Source organism: Rhodopseudomonas sp. BR0G17 (assembly GCF_010907025.1).
Taxonomy (GTDB): Bacteria; Pseudomonadota; Alphaproteobacteria; order Rhizobiales; family Xanthobacteraceae; genus Rhodopseudomonas; species Rhodopseudomonas palustris_H.
Window position 1 is genome coordinate 1 of sequence record NZ_QUML01000053.1, and the last position, 18,771, is coordinate 18,771.

The 18,771-nt window shown below is 65.9% G+C and carries 16 protein-coding genes; 8 read left to right on the forward strand and 8 right to left on the reverse strand.

Features of this window, described 5'->3' with window-relative positions; all coding sequences use genetic code 11:
• The 5 genes from DY467_RS24150 to DY467_RS24170 all read left to right on the forward strand — a co-directional run.
• Positions 1-472 (forward strand): magnesium chelatase domain-containing protein (locus tag DY467_RS24150; protein WP_283811821.1); only part of this gene is annotated, 472 nt, incomplete at its 5' end.
• 213 nt (positions 473-685) lie between these two features.
• Positions 686-1,321 (forward strand): CvpA family protein, encoded by a 636-nt coding sequence (locus DY467_RS24155; RefSeq protein ID WP_164639520.1) that lies wholly within the window; start codon positions 686-688, stop codon positions 1,319-1,321.
• A 23-nt stretch (positions 1,322-1,344) separates the two neighbouring features.
• Positions 1,345-2,874 (forward strand): amidophosphoribosyltransferase, encoded by a 1,530-nt coding sequence (purF, locus tag DY467_RS24160; RefSeq protein WP_164639522.1) that lies wholly within the window; start codon positions 1,345-1,347, stop codon positions 2,872-2,874.
• A 129-nt stretch (positions 2,875-3,003) separates the two neighbouring features.
• Positions 3,004-3,747 carry an SDR family NAD(P)-dependent oxidoreductase gene (locus DY467_RS24165; RefSeq protein ID WP_164639524.1) on the forward strand — a complete coding sequence of 248 codons (744 nt, stop codon included), beginning with the start codon at positions 3,004-3,006 and terminating at the stop codon, positions 3,745-3,747.
• 82 nt (positions 3,748-3,829) lie between these two features.
• Entirely contained in the window at positions 3,830-5,056 is a 1,227-nt protein-coding gene (locus DY467_RS24170) for an ABC transporter substrate-binding protein (protein WP_164639525.1), read from the forward strand.
• Between the two features lie 74 nt (positions 5,057-5,130).
• Here the strand turns inward: DY467_RS24170 and DY467_RS24175 are convergent, their stop codons facing one another.
• A complete protein-coding gene (locus DY467_RS24175; protein WP_164639527.1) occupies positions 5,131-5,691 on the reverse strand; it encodes a GNAT family N-acetyltransferase in 561 nt (186 codons plus the stop codon).
• Between the two features lie 163 nt (positions 5,692-5,854).
• On the opposite strand from DY467_RS24175, the gene DY467_RS24180 reads away from it, so the two are divergent.
• Entirely contained in the window at positions 5,855-6,142 is a 288-nt protein-coding gene (locus tag DY467_RS24180; protein ID WP_164639530.1) for a DUF6916 family protein, read from the forward strand.
• A gap of 76 nt (positions 6,143-6,218) precedes the next feature.
• Here DY467_RS24180 and DY467_RS24185 read toward each other — a convergent pair whose 3' ends face one another.
• Positions 6,219-6,848 carry a phage tail protein gene (locus DY467_RS24185; protein WP_164573783.1) on the reverse strand — a complete coding sequence of 210 codons (630 nt, stop codon included), beginning with the start codon at positions 6,846-6,848 and terminating at the stop codon, positions 6,219-6,221.
• A gap of 642 nt (positions 6,849-7,490) precedes the next feature.
• Here DY467_RS24185 and DY467_RS24190 point away from each other — a divergent pair.
• Entirely contained in the window at positions 7,491-12,647 is a 5,157-nt protein-coding gene (locus DY467_RS24190; protein ID WP_246701630.1) for an IPT/TIG domain-containing protein, read from the forward strand.
• A 37-nt stretch (positions 12,648-12,684) separates the two neighbouring features.
• On the opposite strand, the gene DY467_RS24195 is transcribed toward DY467_RS24190, so the two are convergent.
• From DY467_RS24195 to DY467_RS24220, 6 genes are all read right to left on the reverse strand, one after another.
• Positions 12,685-13,953, reverse strand: coding sequence for a TCR/Tet family MFS transporter (locus tag DY467_RS24195; protein ID WP_164639534.1), 1,269 nt, complete (start codon positions 13,951-13,953; stop codon positions 12,685-12,687).
• Positions 13,950-15,329 carry a ribosome biogenesis GTPase Der gene (der, locus tag DY467_RS24200; protein ID WP_107344957.1) on the reverse strand — a complete coding sequence of 460 codons (1,380 nt, stop codon included), beginning with the start codon at positions 15,327-15,329 and terminating at the stop codon, positions 13,950-13,952. The genes DY467_RS24195 and der overlap by 4 nt, the downstream gene beginning before the upstream one ends.
• 72 nt (positions 15,330-15,401) lie before the next feature.
• A complete protein-coding gene (locus DY467_RS24205; protein ID WP_164639536.1) occupies positions 15,402-15,953 on the reverse strand; it encodes a hypothetical protein in 552 nt (183 codons plus the stop codon).
• A gap of 45 nt (positions 15,954-15,998) precedes the next feature.
• Complete coding sequence (locus DY467_RS24210; protein WP_107356034.1) at positions 15,999-16,655, reverse strand: tetratricopeptide repeat protein; 657 nt, start codon at positions 16,653-16,655, stop codon at positions 15,999-16,001.
• A 163-nt stretch (positions 16,656-16,818) separates the two neighbouring features.
• Entirely contained in the window at positions 16,819-17,643 is an 825-nt protein-coding gene (gene panB, locus DY467_RS24215; protein WP_164572988.1) for a 3-methyl-2-oxobutanoate hydroxymethyltransferase, read from the reverse strand.
• A 2-nt stretch (positions 17,644-17,645) separates the two neighbouring features.
• On the reverse strand, positions 17,646-18,230 hold the full coding sequence (locus tag DY467_RS24220) for an NnrU family protein (protein WP_107344961.1): 585 nt from the start codon (positions 18,228-18,230) through the stop codon (positions 17,646-17,648).
• Positions 18,231-18,373: 143 nt separating this feature from the next.
• Here DY467_RS24220 and DY467_RS24225 point away from each other — a divergent pair.
• On the forward strand, positions 18,374-18,771 hold a 398-nt coding region (locus tag DY467_RS24225; protein ID WP_249776273.1), incomplete at its 3' end, for a Bug family tripartite tricarboxylate transporter substrate binding protein.

The window sequence follows — 18,771 nt, forward strand, 5'->3', positions numbered from 1 at the left end:
TATAAGAGACAGGTCGATGGTGCTTGCGGTGCTCGAGGCGCATTGCGGCGTCAAGCTGAGCGGCTACGACGTCTATTTCAACGTCGCTGGCGGCCTGCGCATCAACGAGCCCGCCGCCGATCTGGCCGCTGCCGCCGCGCTGGTGTCGTCGCTGGCGAACGCGCCGCTGCCGACCGACGCGGTGTATTTCGGCGAGATTTCGCTGTCCGGCGCGGTGCGCCCGGTGGCGCAGACGCCGGCGCGGCTAAAAGAGGCCGCGAAACTCGGCTTTGCCCGCGCCGTGCTGCCGGAACAGACCCGCGGCGAAGCGCCGAGCGATGCCGGGCTGACGCTGCAATCCGTCGGCGGCCTCTCCAGCCTGGTGGCGGATATCGCCGCGCGCGGCACACGGCGGGGCGACGACGATGGTGCGCCGCGGACGAAAGCTGCCTCAAATGCAACACCGGCGCGATTCCGGCGCCAGGAGGGTTGAAGCGGCGTGACGTTTCGGGAGCGCGCCGCTATACAACGCCCGCGCAAGCTGAACGTATCCGGCCACCAAGCTTTAACCCAGCGGAACATTGCTGTGGCGAGGCGGACGGGGGTGGTTTTCTCGCCTTGCGCCGCGTGCCATACCACCGTCACCTGTGCCGACCCCGTGCACGCCGATTCGCCGTTGTGCTGACCGAGCGGACCTGACCTGCCGATGCCGATTACCATCCTTGATCTCGTTGTTCTCGCGGTGATGTTGGTGTCGGGGCTGCTCGCGATGGTGCGCGGCTTCATGCGCGAAGTGCTGTCGATCGCGGCCTGGGGCGCCGCCGCGCTGGTGACGCTGTACGCATTCCAGAAGCTGATGCCGACGGCGCGGACCTATTTCTCGTCCGAGACGGTCGCCGCCGTGGTGGTGATCGCCGGCGTCTTCCTCGGCACCCTGATCATCGTGTCGATCATCACGGTGCGGATCTCGGACATGATCCTGGATTCGCGCATTGGCGCGCTCGATCGCACCCTCGGCTTCCTGTTCGGTCTCGCCCGCGGTCTGCTGATCGTGGTGGTGGCGTATCTGTTCTTCAACTGGCTGGTGCCGGACAAGCAGCGCCCCGAGTGGGTCACCAACGCGAAGTCGCGCACGGTTCTGCAAGGAACCGGTGATTGGCTGATGACGCTCTTGCCGGACGACCCTGAAAATACCATCTTGAAACTGTTCAAGAAGAACAAGCCGGAAGAAGACCAGCAGCAGACCGAGGATTCGGCTGCTCCCGGTGCCAATGACGGCTATAGCAAACCTGCCCGTGACGGCCTGAAAAAGCTGATAGAGGGCAAACCGGCCACGCGCTGAGCGTGTCCCACATGAGAGGCGCGATGGACGCGATGCCCAGCTCTTCCGACGACGCCGCAACGCCCGCTTCGGACGCTCGCGACCAACACATCCTCGACGATACCGTTTTCGATACTGACGGTGACACGCTGCGCGAAGAGTGCGGCGTGTTCGGCATTTTCGGGCACCCCGATGCCGCCGCGATCACCGCGCTCGGCCTGCACGCCTTGCAGCACCGCGGTCAGGAAGCCGCCGGCATCGTGTCGTTCGACAACGGCCGGTTTCATTCCGAGCGTCGCCTCGGCCTGGTCGGTGACACCTTCTCGCGCGCCGACGTGATCGCGCGGCTGCCGGGCAATTCGGCGATCGGCCACGTCCGCTATTCGACCACCGGTGAAACCATCCTGCGCAACGTCCAGCCGCTGTTCGCCGAGCTCAACGCCGGCGGCTTCGCGGTCGGCCACAACGGCAACCTCACCAACGGTCTCACCCTGCGCCGTGAGCTGATCCGCAGCGGCGCGATCATGCAGTCGACCACCGACACCGAAGTGATCCTGCATCTCGTCGCGCACTCCAAGAAGACGCGGTTCATCGAGCGCTTCATCGAGTCGCTGCGCGCGCTGGAAGGCGCCTACTCGCTGGTGTCGCTGACCAACAAGAAGCTGGTCGGCGCCCGCGATCCGCTCGGCATCCGTCCGCTGGTGCTCGGCGAACTCGACGGCTGCCCGATCCTGGCGTCGGAGACCTGTGCACTCGACATCATCGGCGCGCGTTACGTCCGCGACGTCGAACCCGGCGAAGTCATCGTGTTCGACCGCCACGGCGTCACCAGCCACAAGCCGTTCCCGCCGCAGCCGCCCCGCCCCTGCATCTTCGAGTACATCTACTTCGCCCGTCCGGCCTCCATCGTCGGCGGCCGTTCGGTGTACGACGTTCGCAAAGCGTTCGGCGCCCAGCTGGCACTTGAGAGCCACGTCGAATCCGACGTCATCGTGCCGGTGCCGGATTCCGGCGTGCCGGCGGCGATCGGTTATTCGCGGCAGTCCGGCGTGCCGTTCGAGCTCGGCATCATCCGCAACCACTATGTCGGCCGGACCTTCATTCAGCCGACCCAGAGCGTTCGCGAACTCGGCGTCCGGATGAAGCACTCGGCCAACCGCGCCGCGATCGAAGGCAAGCGGATCGTGCTGATCGACGACAGCCTCGTCCGCGGCACCACGTCGAAGAAGATCGTAAAGATGATGCGCGATGCCGGCGCCCGCGAGGTGCACTTCCGCATCGCCTCACCGCCGATCACCCACCCGGACTACTACGGCATCGACACTCCGGATCGCGCCGGCCTGCTGGCCGCGACGCATTCGCTCGAAGAGATGCGCGACCTGATCGGCGCCGACACGCTGGCGTTCCTGTCGGTCGACGGCATCTATCGCGCGATGGGCGAACCGGGCCGCGATCCGGCGTTGCCGAAGTTCACCGACCACTGCTTTACCGGTGACTATCCGACCGGCCTCACCGATCTCAATCAGACCGAGTCGGCGCCGCGGCAATTGTCGCTGCTGGCCGAGGCGAGCTGATCCGGCCACGGCCTTGACGTCGTCATCGGCCACGCCGGTGACGACGCCCACGATACCTCTTTTAGAGGATGGATACTCGGGTCCGGTCCGCGTATGACAATGCGCGATATATCTTGAGCCGGACCTGTCATGACCCAACCTCTCGTCTCCCGCATCGCTCTCGTCACCGGCGCCTCGCGCGGCATCGGCTACGCCACCGCCAAGGCGCTCGCCAAGGCCGGCGCGCACGTCATCGCCGTCGCCCGCACCCAGGGCGGTCTCGAAGAGCTCGACGACGAGGTGCGTAAGGACGGCGGTCATCCGCTGACGCTGGTCCCGCTCGATCTCACCGACTATCAGGCGATCGGCCGCCTCGGCGGCACGATCTACGAACGCCACGGCAAGCTCGACGTCCTGGTCGGTAATGCCGGCATCGGCGGCCCGTCTTCGCCGCTCGGCCATATCGAGCTGAAGCCTTGGCTCGACGTCATCGGCATCAACCTGAATGTGAACTTCCAGCTCGTGCGCTGCATGGAACCGCTGCTGCGGGCGTCTGATGCCGGCCGTGCCGTGTTCCTGACCTCGCGCGCGGGCGGCAAGGCGCCGGGCTACCGCGGCCCGTATGCGGCATCGAAGGCCGCCCTGGAAACGCTGGTTCAGGTGTGGGCCAAGGAAGTGGTCAACACCACGCCGATCCGCATCAACCTGTTCGATCCCGGTCCGACCCGGACCAAGCTGCGCGCCAGCGTGATGCCGGGCGAAGACCCGGAAACTCTGCCGACGCCCGAGCAGGCTGCGGAGCTGTTGCTACCGCTGTGCCTGCCGTCCTTTACCGAAACCGGCAAGCTGTTCGACGGCCCCTCTCGCACCCTGAAAGACCCCCAGGCCGATTGACTTCGGCCCGGCAGCGCGATTGACTGACTACAAGCGGGGAAACATCCGCAGTCAATCAGCTATCCATACAAAGGGGGAAGTGATGAGAGGAGTGTTCTCGCACGCCATCGCTGCTGCGTTGGTGAGTGCGGCGTTGATCCTGCCGGCGTCGGCCCAGTCCGGCGACAAGACCGCCAAGATCGGCGTACTTAACGACATGTCGAGCCTGTACGCCGACATCGGCGGCCCGAACTCAGTGGTAGCCGCCAAGATGGCGATCGCTGATTCAGGGCTCGAAGCGAAGGGCTGGAAGATCGAACTGGTCTCCGGCGATCACCAGAACAAACCGGACGTCGGCGTCAATCTGGCGCGGCAGTGGATCGATGTCGACAAGGTCGACCTGATCACCGACACGCCGAATTCGGGCGTCGCGCTCGCGATCAGCAATCTGGTCAAAGAGAAGAACAGCATCCTGATGAACTCGGGCGGCGCCAGCGCCGACCTGACCGGTAAGGCGTGCAATGCCAATACCATCTCGATGACGTACGACACTTACATGCTGGCGCACGGCACGGGTCAGGCCCTGACCAAGGCCGGCGGTGATACCTGGTTCTTCCTCACCGCCGACTACGCGTTCGGCGCCGCGCTCGAGCGCGACACCACTGCGGTCGTCAAGGCCAATGGCGGCAAGGTGGTCGGCAGCGTCAAGCATCCGCTGAACACCCCGGACTTCTCGTCGTTCCTGCTGCAGGCGCAGGCGTCGAAGGCCAAGGTGATCGGACTCGCCAATGCCGGCGGCGACACCACCAACTCGATCAAACAGGCCGCCGAGTTCGGCATCACCGCGGGCGGACAAAAGCTGGCCGCGCTGCTGCTGTTCATCAACGACGTCCACTCGCTCGGGCTGAAGACGGCGCAAGGCCTGACCTTCACCGAGTCCTACTATTGGGACCTCAACGACAACACCCGTGCGTTCGCGGACCGCTTCCAGAAGCAGGCCAAGAACAACGCCAAGCCGTCGATGACTCAGGCCGGCGTGTATGCCGCGGTGCTGCACTATCTGAAGACGCTGGAAGCGATGGGCGGCAATCCGCATGACGGCGCCAAGGTCGTCGCCAAGATGAAGGAAATCCCGGCGGACGATCTGCCGTTCGGCAAATCGGTGATCCGCGCCGACGGCCGCCGCATGGTGCCGGCGTTCCTGTTCGAAGTGAAGTCACCGGCCGAGTCCAAGGGCCCGTGGGACTACTACAAGAAGGTCGCCGACATCTCCGCCGATGACGCTGCGCGTCCGCTGGCGGACAGCGAGTGCCCGCTGGTCAAGAAGTAAGTCCTCGGCCCCTTCGCGAAGTTGATCATGGCCGGGGTCCGCCCCGGCCATCATCATTTAGGCCGAGGCGCCGGTCAGTCCAGCCGCATCGTCATCTGCCGAAACGCCTCGCAGTCCGTCTCGACGAAGCCCAGCCGAAGATACAGGCTGCGCGCGCGATCATTGGATGGCTGCACCGACAATGTCAGGCGCTGCGCCCCGACCTCCCGCCCTGCACGCGCGAGGCTCGCGATCACCTCGCGCCCGATGCCGCGCCCCTGCGCGGCCGGCAGCAGCGCGATGTCGACAAGACGTAGCGCCAGCTCGGCTGACCTGCCTGCAGCGCCCGCATCCGGCTCGCCCTGATCATGCTGCCCGTCGCTACCCACCTCGTCCGCCACCACCAGGCGACCGACGGCAACCTCCCGCTCCGCAATGATGAAATACTCAGCCCTCGGATAGCTCTGTCGATAGCCGATCCGGCGCGCTTCGAATTGCTGCACGAGTAGCGCGGTCTGCAGTTCATCCGGCATGTCGATGCCGATCCATGCCGCGCGCAACGTCGCGTCCGAAAGGACGCGGCAGAAGACGTCATCCTCGGGCCGCGCCGGCCGGATCGTCAGTCCGGGGACTGACAACGTGAAATGTGCGCCCATTCTGCTCATCCCACCGCCCGCATGATCTGCCCGAACCGGCTCTTTGCGGCGCCTCATTGACGACGGAGGCAGTCCGTCGCATCGAAGGCGATACTATCTGTCGTTTGGATCAACTCCGAACGCTGCATTTCCGAATGATAATTGCACCTGATCGAGGTCACCAATGTATCTGATGAAGCCTGAAGATTTCGAACCCTGGATCGGGCGTGCCGTCCGCGTGTCCACCGTTCCCGAGCCGGTCGAGCTCACTCTGGTCAGGTTGCAACGCAAGCCGCTGTTCATCGGTGCCGAGCGAGAGCCTTTCAGCCTGTTCTTTGAATCGGCCGAACACGTATACCTGCTCGATGCCGCCTATGAATTCGATTGCGGCCGTGGCGGCCCTTACACCATCCTGATTTCTCAGTTACAGCCGAAAAACGGTCGCAGGCGATATCAAGCCGTCTTCAATTGACAGTATCTCGGCCACGCCCAGCAGGGCGTGGTGGGCTCCCGATGCTTCCATCGGAAGCCCAGCACACGAGTTCTGCTCAGTCCTGAACCGGATACAGGCCCGACAGACAGATATTGGTCCTGAGCGCGAGGTAGGGCGGCAAGGTCTCGACGGGAACGTTGCTTCCGGTGTTGCCGATCTGAACCGTCCCGCCGGTGATGCCGCCGCCGCCGCTTACACCGCCCAGATTGACGGGCGTGCCTGCCGTCCCGGCGGGTGCGTAAATCTTCGGCTGCCCTCCTCCGGTTGGGCCGGTATTGGCCAGTAGCGATCCGACAGCAGGGGAACCCGACAGAGAACTGACCGTGACACCCGTCAGGGCCTGAACTGCCGCCGCACCGCCCCCGCCGCCGGTCGGCGTGAATGTCGCCGCGTGCGAATGCGCCGGCAGGTTTGCCTGGGTCAGCGTGACGCGCTCGACGCCGGCATGCGCACCCCACGCATAGTTACTGAGACCCGGCCCCTGCCCGGCACCGATGATCACCCGCGACTGAAGATTGGGGAGCTGAAACGTCGTCCGTCCGTCGCCACCGAAGGTCCCGCCGATCAGCGCGAACAGGGCCTGGTTCTGTGTGACATTGAACGTCTGCCCGGCCGCGACTGCCCAATCCACCGGTGCGTAGTTGAAACTGACCTGCATGATCTGACCAATGAAAGAGTCTGCCATCTGACCAATTCCTTTCGTGGAGAACGATGGGGCGCGAGGCCAGCAGCGTCATGCCCCTCCAATGTCAAATCCGGTCCGCATCAATCCGGACCGAGCTCATTCTCAGCATCTCTCCCCTTCTTGTTGGAAACCATGAAGCGAACCGCCGCACTGAATGACGATCAACCTACCGACGACCGGAAATTCGACCACTCGATAACTTCGTCCAACGACCTCATTTCACCGATGCACAGCAGACAAGCTAATTCGCTTTGCACGCCATTCATCATCACTTCGGCAACAATCCAACAGCGATGAACAAATCCCGCGCGTCACTCACGCGACGCGCTTTCTGCATCAATAACCAAATCACCAAAATCTTCACTCGACACAAATTCATCAAACCGTGCATTCAGTCGCATCGACAAGCCAAACCACTAAGTAACAATCAATCGATTTCGCAAAGCCTCTACACGGCTACCACGCAGCAACGCGAACTTGTGACCTATCTACAACGATAAGCCGAATTAACAATGCTAAATCGCGAGATGCCTTGATACTACAACCAAACAGATGCAACGCTCAATCGTTCGTTTCTCGCACATTTCCTAAAAAGCCGCGTGAACTATCAATTCGTACCTCTCTCTGATTTCGACGAGAGTCATGCGCTTGAACGATTCTGCCAGGTTCTCGCAGAAATCCCGCGTCACGCCGCATGGCACCGCGGCAGAGCGGCTATGGGCGGTTTCTCGCTCACCGAAGCCGCCCTCAGCGGAGAGCTGCGCGCGATTGCTGCGGCTTGTTGGCAGCACCTGCGCGCCACCGGCCGGACTCAAGAGCAGGCTTCGTATCTTTGCGTCCGCGGCGCTAGCGGCCGCAGCGATCGCGCTGACTTCGACCGCAAGCTGGGCATCGGCAAGTTGTACGGCCGTGAACGGCGGCGCTTTGAACTACAACGTGACGTTCACGTCGCCAGGCGCTCCAGACGACGGCAAAGGCTTCAACGAGGCCTATTTGACGGCATTCGCTGCTGGCGACACGCTCCATTATTCGGTGACCATCTCGACGACGGCGGGAACCATCGATGCCGGATTTACCGCGGACTATTCGTTCGGTATTCCTGCAACCTTCAATAACAACAGCGGCGCTGGCTTCCATATCAGCACGTCCGGCAGCTACACGCTGTCCGCCGGCGACATAGTGAAGATCAACAACAATCCGGATGGGGCTTCGACGCCGGGCCTATCTTCGGAAGCGATCGACCAGACCGGCAGCGGGTTTCGCGGCAGCGTGGCGTTCTCGGCCACCTGCACCGCGGCCGGCAGTCCGACGGTCACGTCGGTATCGCCGTCATCCGGCCCGACCGCCGGCGGCACCTCGGTGACGATCAACGGCACGAACTTCACCGGGGCGACGTCAGTGAGCTTCGGCTCGAACTCGGTACCGAGCAGCAGCTTCACCAGCAGTTCGTCAACCCAGATCGTCGTGCCGTCGCCGAGCGGCAGCGCCGGCACGGTGCATATCACGGTGACAAACGGAGTCGGGACCTCGGCGACGAGTTCGAGCGACCAATTTACCTATGTGGCGCCTCCGACGATCAGCTCGATCTCGCCGAGTTCAGGCTCGACCGCGGGCGGCACCGCGGTGACGATCGGTGGGACGAACTTGTCCGGCGTCACCTCGGTGACCGTCGGCGGCGCCTCGGCGACGCTCGGCACCAATACGTCGACCTCGATTAGTATCACCACACCGGCCGGCACCGCAGGCGCACGCGACGTCATTGTAACGACCGCGGGTGGCTCCGTCACGTCGACAGGCGGTTTCACCTATGTGTCCCCCCCTGCCGTTACCGGTGTCTCGCCGACGTCCGGTCCAGCCACAGGCGGCACCTCGGTTACCATCACAGGTACGAACTTCAGCGGCGCAACCTCGGTCAGCTTCGGCTCGAATTCGGTGGCGAGCGGCAGCTTCACCAGCAGTTCGTCGACCCAGATCGTCTTGCCCTCGCCGAGCGGCAGCGCCGGGACCGTGCACGTCACCGTGACCACGCCAATCGGGACATCGGCGACCGGCTCGAGCGACCAGTTCACCTACATCGCCGCCCCGACCATCACAGGCATTTCGCCGAGTTCCGGTTCGACCGGCGGCGCTACTTCGGTGACCATCAGTGGTACCAATCTGTCAGGCGTCACCAGCGTCACAGTCGGCGGTGCATCGGCAACGCTCGGAACCAACACATCGACGTCGATCGTCATCACGACGCCATCCGGGACAGCGGGCGCACGCGACGTTGTTGTTACCACCGCAGGCGGCTCGGCGACCGCGACCGGCGGCTTCACCTATGTGGCGCCACCGAGCATCGGTTCGATTTCGCCGGGTTCGGGCCCGGCCACCGGCGGCACGTCGGTAACCATCAGCGGCACCAACCTGTCCGGTGTCACCAGCGTGACGGTGGGCGGGGCGTCGGCGACGCTCGGCACCAACACATCGACTTCGATCATCATTACGACGCCGTCCGGGACGGCTGGCGCACGCGACGTGGTGGTGACAACAGCCGGCGGCTCGGCCACCTCGACCGGCGGCTTCACCTACATCGCCGGCCCGACCATCGGTTCGATTTCACCCAGTGCGGGCCCGACCGCTGGCGGCACCAGCGTCACCATTTCGGGCAGCAATCTGTCCGGGGTCACGAGCGTGACGGTCGGCGGCGCTGCGGCAACTCTGGGCGCCAACACGGCGACGTCGATCGTCATCACCACCCCGTCCGGAACAGCCGGGGCACGAGACGTCGTCGTCACCACGCCCGGTGGCGCTGCGACGTCGACCGGCGGCTTCACCTACGCGGCGGTGCCGACGATCAGCACGATCTCCCCGAATTCCGGTTCCACCGGAGGCGGCACCTCGGTGACGATCAGCGGCACCAACCTGTCCGGAGTCACAGCGGTCACCATCGGCGGGGCATCCGCGACTCTCGGCACCAATACATCGACGTCGATCGTGGTGACGACGCCGTCCGGGACAGCCGGAGCACGTGATGTCGTCCTGACCACCCCGGGCGGTTCGGTCACAGCAACCGGCGGGTTCACCTACATCCTGTCGCCGTCGATCAGCTCGATCGCACCGAACGCCGGCCCGACGGCGGGCGGCACGTCGGTGACGATCACCGGCACCAATCTAGCCGGGGTCACCGGGGTGACGATCGGCGGCTCACCCGCCACAGTCGGCACCAATACGTCCACCTCGGTCGTGGTGACCACGCCGGCCGGCACAGCAGGGGCGCGCGACGTCGTCGTGACGACCGGTGGTGGCTCGGCCACGGCGACCGGCGGTTTCACCTACGCGGGACCGCCAACGATCGGCACGATCTCCCCCAACTCCGGCTCGACCAGCGGCGGCACCTCCATCACTATCTCCGGCAGCAATCTCGCCAACGTCATTTCGGTCAGCATCGGCGGCGCTGCGGCCTCGCTCGGCACCAACACTTCCACGTCAATCGTGGTGACGACGCCGAGCGGCACGGCCGGCGCACGCGACGTCGTCGTGACGACCGCCGGCGGCTCGGTGACATCCACCGGCGGCTTCACCTATGTGGCGCCCCCGACCATCAGTTCGATTTCACCGAACTCAGGACCGGCCGCCGGCGGCACGTCGGTGACCATCACCGGCACCAACCTGTCCGGCGTCACCTCGGTGACGGTCGGCGGAGCGGCCGCGACCCTTGGAACGAACACCGCGACCTCGATCGCGATCACGACACCCGCCGGCACCTCGGGCGCTCGGGATGTCGTCGTCACCACCGCCGGCGGCCCGGTCACGTCGACTGGCGGTTTCACCTATATAGCGGCCGCCACCGTGACGGCGATCGCTCCCGCCGCGGGCCCGATCGGCGGCGGCACGTCGGTCACCATCACAGGGACGAACCTCGCCGGGGCGACGGCCGTGACGATCGGCGGGGTTGCGGCCACGAGCGTCACTATCGTGAATGCCACCACGATCACGGCGACCACGCCCGCTCACGCTGCGGGCAGCGTCGACGTCGTGGTGACGACGCCCGGCGGCACCGCGACGGGGACCGGGTTCTACAGCTACGTCACCGGTCCCAGCGTTACGTCGATCAGTCCGGCGAGCGGCCCCGGCGCGGGCGGCACCTCGGTGACGATCACCGGTAACAACCTCGCTGGCGCAACCGCCGTCAGCTTCGGCGGCACCGCGGCCACCGCCGTGAGCGTGACCAGCGCCACCACCATCACCGCAACGACTCCTGCTCATGCCGCAGGCGTGGTCGACGTCACCGTGACGACACCGGGCGGCAGCGGTACCGGCGCCGGCTTATTCAGCTATATCGTCACCACGACAACCACGACCCTCACCTCGTCGCGCAACCCCAGCGAAGCGGGACAGCCCGTCAGCTTCACCGCGACGGTGACGGCGAGCGGCTCCGTCCCGACCGGCACCGTGACCTTCACCGACAGCGGCGTCACGATCGGTTCGGTCGCTTTGTCCGGCGGCACCGCGACGCTCACCACCAGCAGCCTGACGGTCGGCGCACATACCATTCTGGCCGCGTTCATCGGCAACGCCAGCTACTCCGCCAGTAGCTCGTCGCCGCTGCTGCAAGCCGTCAACACACCCCAGGACAGTCTCAAGCTGCGCGCCATGCAGATCATCGCGAGCAAGACCATCGCGCAGACCTCCGGCGCTGCCATCTCTGGGGCGATCGACTCTGCGATTTCCGAGGGGTTCAACGACGGCGGCGAGTTGGTCGCACCATCCGGCACGGGCCTCCGCTTCAACTTCACCGACGATCCGTCGCAGAGCCGAACCGGGGCGGCCGACAGCGCCGTCGAGAGCAGCTGGCCACGGTCATACGTCCGCGACAACGGGCCCGGCCAAAGCTCCGGATTCGGCATGGGCGGTCCGACCGGGCCGGGACGAGGCCGATCCCGCTTTGACGACACCTTCGCGGCGATAGATCGCAAGGCCGACATCACAAAGGTACCCGCGAAGGCACAGGTCGAGCCGAAGGATTGGCTGATGTGGGCTGAGGTGAAAGCGGCCGGCATCGGGCAATGGAACGCCAGCAGCAGCAGCTCGGTGCTCAGCGGAAACCAGGTCAATGCATTGATCGGACTGACCCGGAAGCCGTCTCCGGACTTCCTGATCGGCCTCGTCGGTGGTTACGAGACCTTCGACTACAAGTCCGGTACGCTCGACGGCAGGCTCAAAGGCGATGGCTGGACGATCGGCTCCTACGCGGCGTGGCGATCCGCCGCCGGGCTGCGCTTCGACATCGCCGGTGCCTATTCGGGGATCGGTTACGACGGCTCGGCCGGCAGCGCCTTCGGCAGCTTCGATGGCCGGCGGTGGCTGGTGTCTGGCGGCATCACCGGCACCACGGAGGCGTTCGGCTTCGCGATCGAGCCATCGGCGAAGGTCTATGCGCTGTGGGAGCGCCAAAACGCCTACATCGATTCCCTTGGCACTCCGCAGGCCCAGCGCGAGTTCTTCACCGGGCGGGCATCGGCCGGCCTCAAGGTCAGTTATCCCTGGATCTACAGCGCGACGCTGACGCTCGCGCCCTACACCGGCGTGTTTGTCGACTACTACTTCCTCGGCGACAACGCGGAGACAATCACGCTCGCGGGCGGAGCGCCGCTGGCTTCGGTGCCGCTGATGGACGGCTGGTCGGCACGGTTGACCGGAGGCATCGCAGCGCGGTTCGGCAACGGCGCGGCGGTCGCGGTCGGCGGCGAACTCGGCGGCCTGGGCGGCACCGTCCAGATCTGGACGCTCCGCGGCCGGGCATCCGTGCCGTTCTGAGAGAGCCGGCCGCGCAGCAACAGCGGGCCTCAGCTAACTAACCGGCGGGAACCCGCTGCCGCGCATCGCCGGCCGTCGCCGCGACCAGCACCGAGACGATCAGTAGCACGCCGGCGAGCAGGAACGGCGCGCCTGGCAATGCGAACGGCGCGTTTGCGCCGATGAAATACGCAAAGATCAGCGTGAACAGGAAAGGCCCGATCAATTCCGCGATACTCTTGACGCTGGTCATCGCGCCCTGCAGCTGGCCCTGCTGGTCGGCCGCCACCAGCCGAGTCATCATCCCGGAGGTCGCAGGGCCCGCGATTCCCCATAGCGTCATCACCGGAATGCCGATCCAGAACAGCGCGCCGGTCGGCGCCAGCGCGTAGATCAGAAAGCCGAGCGCCCCGCCGCCATAGCCGATAATCTGTGCGTTGCGTTCGCCGAGCCGCTTCAGCGCGGGACCAACCAGGCCGCCCTGCACGATTGCAGTGCAGACGCCGACGAAAGCGAGGGCCAGACCGATCTTGGTCTCGCTCCAGCCATATCGATAGCTCGTATACAACACGAAGGTCGCCGGAAGCGCGACATGGGCGACCTCGGCACAGAACTCCACCACTGCCATCGCGGCGAGCCGGCTGTTGGAGGCGAGCAGCCGCACCGCGCCGACCGGGTTGGCGGACTTCCAGCGGAACGGCGAGCGCCACTCCGGCGGCAGCGACTCCGGCAGGACCAACAGACCATACAGCGCGTTGCACAGGCTCAGCCCGGCCGCGACCCAGAATGGTAGTCGCGGATCGACGCCGCCGAGCAGCCCGCCGATCGCCGGACCGATGATGAAGCCGAGCCCGAACGCGGCGCCAACCTTGCCGAACACCGCCGCGCGCTTTTCCGCCGGCGTGACGTCGGCGATGTAGGCGAAAGCCGTCGAAATACTCGCCGAGGTGATACCGGAAATCACCCGGCCGAGAAACAGCCAGCCAAGCGACGGCGCCAGCGCCATCAGGATGTAGTCGAGCCCGAGGCCGAGATTGGACAGCAGGATCACCGGCCGGCGGCCGAAGCGATCGGACAACCCGCCGAGCACCGGCGACGCGACGAACTGCATCAGTGCCCAGGCAGTACCGAAGAGTCCGTAGATCCGCGCCGCGTCCGCGGTGTTGTCGTTGGAGAAGCTCTCGATCAGCTTCGGCAGGATCGGCAGGATCATGCCGATGCTCAGCATATCGAGCAGGATGGTGACGAAGATGAAACCGACGGCGGCGCGGCGCGGCCCGGTCATGCCGGGCACCGGCGGCTGCTGCGCTGTGGCTTCCTCGGTCATGACTTGCGTTTACGCTTGTGGGCGAACGGATTGGCCTTCTCGCGCAGCGTGATCCGCACCGGCGTGCCGGGCAGTTCGAAGGCGCCGCGCAGGCTGTTCACGAGATAGCGCAAATACGATTCCGGCACCGCATCGGCGCGCGAACAGAACACCACGAAGCTCGGCGGCCGCGCCTTGGTCTGGGTGACGTAGTTCAGCTTGAGGCGGCGACCCGAGACCGCCGGCGGCGGGTTCTGCGAAGTCGCCTGCTCGAACCAGCGGTTCAGCGCCGCGGTCGGCACACGCCTGTTCCACACCGCATAGGCATCCTGGATCGCCTGCATCAGGCGGTCGACGCCCTCGCCCAGCATGCCGGAGGTCGCGACGATCGGCACGCCCTTGATCTGCGGCAGCCAGTGGTCGGCATCGGCGCGAAGCTGCGCGATCTGGCCGCCCTGGCGCTCGATCAGGTCCCACTTGTTGACGGCGATCACCAGGGCCCTGCCCTCGCGCTCGACGAGGTCGGCGATCCGCAGATCCTGCTCCTCGAAGCGGTGCTGCGCATCCATCATCAGCACCACGACTTCGGCAAAGCGCACCGCGCGCAGCGCATCCGCAACCGACAGCTTCTCCAGCTTCTCTTCGATCCGCGAACGGCGGCGCAGCCCGGCAGTATCGAACACGCGGAAGTCGCGGCCCTTCCATTCGACCTCGACGGCGATGGAGTCGCGGGTGGTGCCGGCTTCGGGGCTGGTCAGCAGCCGCTCTTCGCCGAGCAGCCGATTGATGAAGGTCGACTTGCCGGCGTTGGGACGGCCGACGATCGCCACCCGGATCGGCCTCGTCGCGATCGCCTCTTCGCTCTGGTCGGCGAGTTCGTCGTCTTCCTCGTCTTCGACCGGCTCCGGCAGCAGCGGACGCAATGCGTCGTAGAGTTCGCCCAGGCCCTCGCCGTGCTCGGCGGAGATCTGCACCGGATCACCAAGGCCGAGCGCGTAGGACTCCATCGCCCCGACCTCGCCGTGCTTGCCTTCGCTCTTGTTGGCGACCAGCACCACCGGCTTGTTGGCGCGGCGGGCGAAGTCGGCAAAGGCGCGGTCGTTCGGGGTCAGGCCGGCGCGGGCGTCGATCACGAACAGCAGCGCATCGGCAAGTTCGATCGCGGTCTCGGTCTGCTCCTGCATCCGGGCGGTGAGCGAGCCCTTCGGCCCCTCGTCGAGGCCGGCGGTGTCGATCAGCGTGAAGCTGAGATCGCCGAGCCGGCCTTCGCCTTCACGGCGGTCACGGGTCACGCCGGGCGCGTCGTCGACCAGCGCCAGCTTTTGGCCGACGAGGCGATTGAACAGCGTCGATTTGCCGACGTTAGGCCGGCCGATAATTGCGAGGGTGAAAGACATGGCTGATCCGTCGCCGAGAAGCGGCGGCCTGTCAATGTCGCTCGGGTCAGACCTTCGAGGCCGGAGCCTGAATTAGCGTTGGAAGCTGCCGCTCGGCAGCGGCGCCGGGAAGGAAGGAGCCGTTCCGGAGGATTGCGACTGCGCCGGCGCCGGCGCGGAGGACTGATCGTCGGCCGGCGGGGCGGTGACGCGGCGGCGCGACTGCTTGGCCGGCTTCGGCGCCGGCGGCACGGCGGCGGCGCCGCCCTCTTCCGCGGCGGCCGGTTCGGCGGCGGGCTCAGCGGCCGGTGCGGCCGGGCGACGCGCCGCGGAATTGTGCCGGTTCTTGGAACGGGCGGCGGGCTTCGGCTTCTCTTCAACCGGCGCAGGCGCGGCCTCGGCGGCGGCCTGCTGGCGCTGCTGCTGCTCGACCTCGTCTTTGTACAGGCTCTTCGGCACGCCCTGCTCGAGGCCCGGGACGCCTTCCGGAAACACCGGCTTCCGATCGCCGGCGAGCTTCTTCTTCTGATCCAGGAAGTCGAACATGTCGGTCGGATCAAAGCTGCTCATGCTGCCACAGCCGGCCAGAGCGCTGGACAGCGCGACCAGCACGGCGAGTGGAATCAGGCGGTGCGACAGGCGCATGGATTATCTCTCACAATCTTTGGTGTCGCGGTCGCTCGAACGACGTCAGCTCTTGGTCGCGGTGGGCGGCAGCAGCGCCTGCAGCACATCGGCCCGGCTGCGCAGGCTGCCGGGGGTTTCGGCGTCGGTGGTGATCTTGTCGATCCACTGCCGGGTCGCCGCCACGTTGTTGGCCCGCCACGCCGCCAGCGCCAGCAGTTCGCGCGCGGTATGACGGAAGGCGCCGTTGCCGGATGCCACTGGCTCGAGACGCTGCACTAGGTCGTTGTAGCTCGCGGTCTCCAGCACCAGGTTGGCGGCGCGGATGCTGGCGAGTTCACGGAACGGCGCCGCGAGGCTGCGATCAGCCGCGATCTCGTCGTAGCGCTTCACCGCGGCTTGCGGATCTCGCGCGCCGATCTCGGCGGCGGCCCGCAGCCGCGCCAGCGTACGATAGCCGGCAGGCGCCGACGCCGCGATCTTGTCGAACGCCGCCTCCGCCTCGGTGTGCTTGTTCTGCTCGGCCAGGTCCGCAGCGGCGACGAAGGCCGCACCGGCTTCGGCCGCCTTCTTGGCCTCGTAATATTCATAGCCGCGCCAGGCGCCGACCCCGACCACGATCAGGAGCGCCCCGCCGACGATAACGATCGAGTACTTGTCCCACAGCCTCTTGAGCCGCTCGCGACGCAGCTCCTCGTCGACTTCGTTAAATAATTCAGACACTTGGAGATTCTTCCTGTCCCGACAGCGCAACAGCCCAACAGGGCCGCCGCTAGCCCATCCCTCGCCGCCGCGCGGGCGATACCCTAGCGTTATGGCGCTGGCAAGGCAAAGCGAGCCGGATCAAGGGGATACCTTGACCGGCACGCACGCCCTGGCGATCGCCTCACGCCTTCGACTTCATCCCGTAAACATGCTCGGGCCCGGGGAACGCCCGCGAGCGGACTTCCTCGGCGTAGCCCTTGATCGCCGCTTCGATGCCGGGGCCGAGGTCGCCATAGCGCTTGACGAACTTCGGCGGCTTCGGCGACAGGCCGAGCATGTCTTCGAGCACCAAGACCTGACCATCGCAGGCGGCGCTGGCGCCGATGCCGATGGTCGGGATCGAAATCATCTCGGTGATTTTGCGGCCGAGCGGTTCGGCGACGGCTTCCACCACCACCGAGAACGCGCCGGCATCGGCGACCGCCTTTGCGTCGGCTTCGATCGGCGCCCAGCTCCCCTCCTCGCGGCCCTGCGCGCGGAACGAGCCCAGCGTGTTGATCGACTGCGGCGTCAGACCAATGTGGCCCATCACTGGAATGCCGCGCTCGGTGAGGAACCTGATCGTCTCCGCCATCCGCACGCCACCTTCGAGCTTCACGGCGCCGCAATGCGTCTCCTTGAGGATCCGCGCAGCAGAGTGGAAGGCCTGCTCCTTCGACGCTTCGTACGAACCGAAAGGCATGTCGACCACGACCAGCGCGTGCTGCGAGCCGCGCATCACCGCATGGCCCTGCAGGATCATCATCTCAAGCGTCACCGGCACGGTGGTCTCGAAGCCGTGCATCACGTTGCCGAGCGAGTCCCCGACCAGAATGGCGTCGCAGTAACGATCGACCAGCGAGGCGGTGTGCGCGTGATACGAGGTCAGCATCACGATCGGGTCGCCGCCCTTGCGTGCGCGGATGTCGGGAGCGGTCTTCCGCCGGATCGTCGATTGAACAGACATGCTTAGGCTCCGAACACGGACACGCCGATAACGTAGGGATGGAAGACGAAGGCGAGCGCCAGATACAGCACGACGCCGGCCACGATGGCGATGACGTCGTTCTTGACGCCGCCGACCGGGATCGGCGGACCGCCGGCGTCGCTGCGCCGCTTCAGCGAAATACGGTCAAACACCGCCCAGGCCAGCAGCGAGCCGAACAGAATAATCGAGCCGAGATCACCGTTCGCGATCAAGTGGCCGACCGCCCACAGCTTCACCGCAGTCAGCATCGGATGCTTCACCGCCGCGTAGATACGGCCGCGCGAATACGCCGCAGCCAGCAGGATCGCCATCGGCAGCATCAAGAGCGCGGTGAGATGCTTGGTCCAATGCGGCGGATACCAGACGTCGATCCAGCCGTGCGCGCGATAGGATCCAAAACCGTAAGCGATCAGGGCGAGGCCGCTGAGCGCCACCACCGCATAGGCGAGCTTATAGACCGCCTCGCCGCCGATCCCGATCAGGCGGCTGCGCAGGTCGCGCTGGGTGGTGACGACATGGGTGCCGATGAACAGCACCAGGCCGACGATCATCAACGCAAGTCCCATCGCGTCACTCCTGTCTCGGCCCGCGCATGCGGCGGTTTGCGCACCGGCCAATTCCACCTATGGTCCGCGCCGTCGCACGGCCTGCCGCAGCGCGGCGCCATGCGGGCGAAATCCGGGTATCATTCTTTACGGGACCGATGCAAATGCTGGGACACCTCCTCCGCCGGACCCTGCCGCCGACGCTCGCGATGCTCGGCATCGCGGCGTGCGCAGTCAGCAGCGCGGCCGCGGCGCAGCCCACCGCGTGGCCGCCGAAGACGGTGCGGATCGTGGTGCCGTTCGCCGCTGGCTCGACACCGGATCTTGTCGGCCGGGTGCTCGCCGACCAGCTTCATACGCAGCACCCCGGCTCGACCTTCGTGATCGAAAACAAGCCCGGCGCCTCGGGCAATATCGGCACCGATGCGGTGGCCAAGGCGGCCCCGGATGGCGCCACGCTCGGCATCTCGATCCCCGGCCCGCTCGCCATCAATACGCTGCTGTTTCCGAAGCTGCCCTACGATCCGGAGCGCGACCTTGCACCGGTGACGCTGCTGACACG

Coding starts and splice junctions, on each gene's coding strand:
- DY467_RS24155 (WP_164639520.1), top strand. CDS start 686: ATGCCGATTACCATCCTTGATCTCGTTGTTCTCGCGGTGATGTTGGTG.
- purF (WP_164639522.1), top strand. CDS start 1,345: ATGGACGCGATGCCCAGCTCTTCCGACGACGCCGCAACGCCCGCTTCG.
- DY467_RS24165 (WP_164639524.1), top strand. CDS start 3,004: ATGACCCAACCTCTCGTCTCCCGCATCGCTCTCGTCACCGGCGCCTCG.
- DY467_RS24170 (WP_164639525.1), top strand. CDS start 3,830: ATGAGAGGAGTGTTCTCGCACGCCATCGCTGCTGCGTTGGTGAGTGCG.
- DY467_RS24175 (WP_164639527.1), bottom strand. CDS start 5,691: ATGGGCGCACATTTCACGTTGTCAGTCCCCGGACTGACGATCCGGCCG.
- DY467_RS24180 (WP_164639530.1), top strand. CDS start 5,855: ATGTATCTGATGAAGCCTGAAGATTTCGAACCCTGGATCGGGCGTGCC.
- DY467_RS24185 (WP_164573783.1), bottom strand. CDS start 6,848: ATGGCAGACTCTTTCATTGGTCAGATCATGCAGGTCAGTTTCAACTAC.
- DY467_RS24190 (WP_246701630.1), top strand. CDS start 7,491: ATGCGCTTGAACGATTCTGCCAGGTTCTCGCAGAAATCCCGCGTCACG.
- DY467_RS24195 (WP_164639534.1), bottom strand. CDS start 13,953: ATGACCGAGGAAGCCACAGCGCAGCAGCCGCCGGTGCCCGGCATGACC.
- der (WP_107344957.1), bottom strand. CDS start 15,329: ATGTCTTTCACCCTCGCAATTATCGGCCGGCCTAACGTCGGCAAATCG.
- DY467_RS24205 (WP_164639536.1), bottom strand. CDS start 15,953: ATGCGCCTGTCGCACCGCCTGATTCCACTCGCCGTGCTGGTCGCGCTG.
- panB (WP_164572988.1), bottom strand. CDS start 17,643: ATGTCTGTTCAATCGACGATCCGGCGGAAGACCGCTCCCGACATCCGC.
- DY467_RS24220 (WP_107344961.1), bottom strand. CDS start 18,230: ATGGGACTTGCGTTGATGATCGTCGGCCTGGTGCTGTTCATCGGCACC.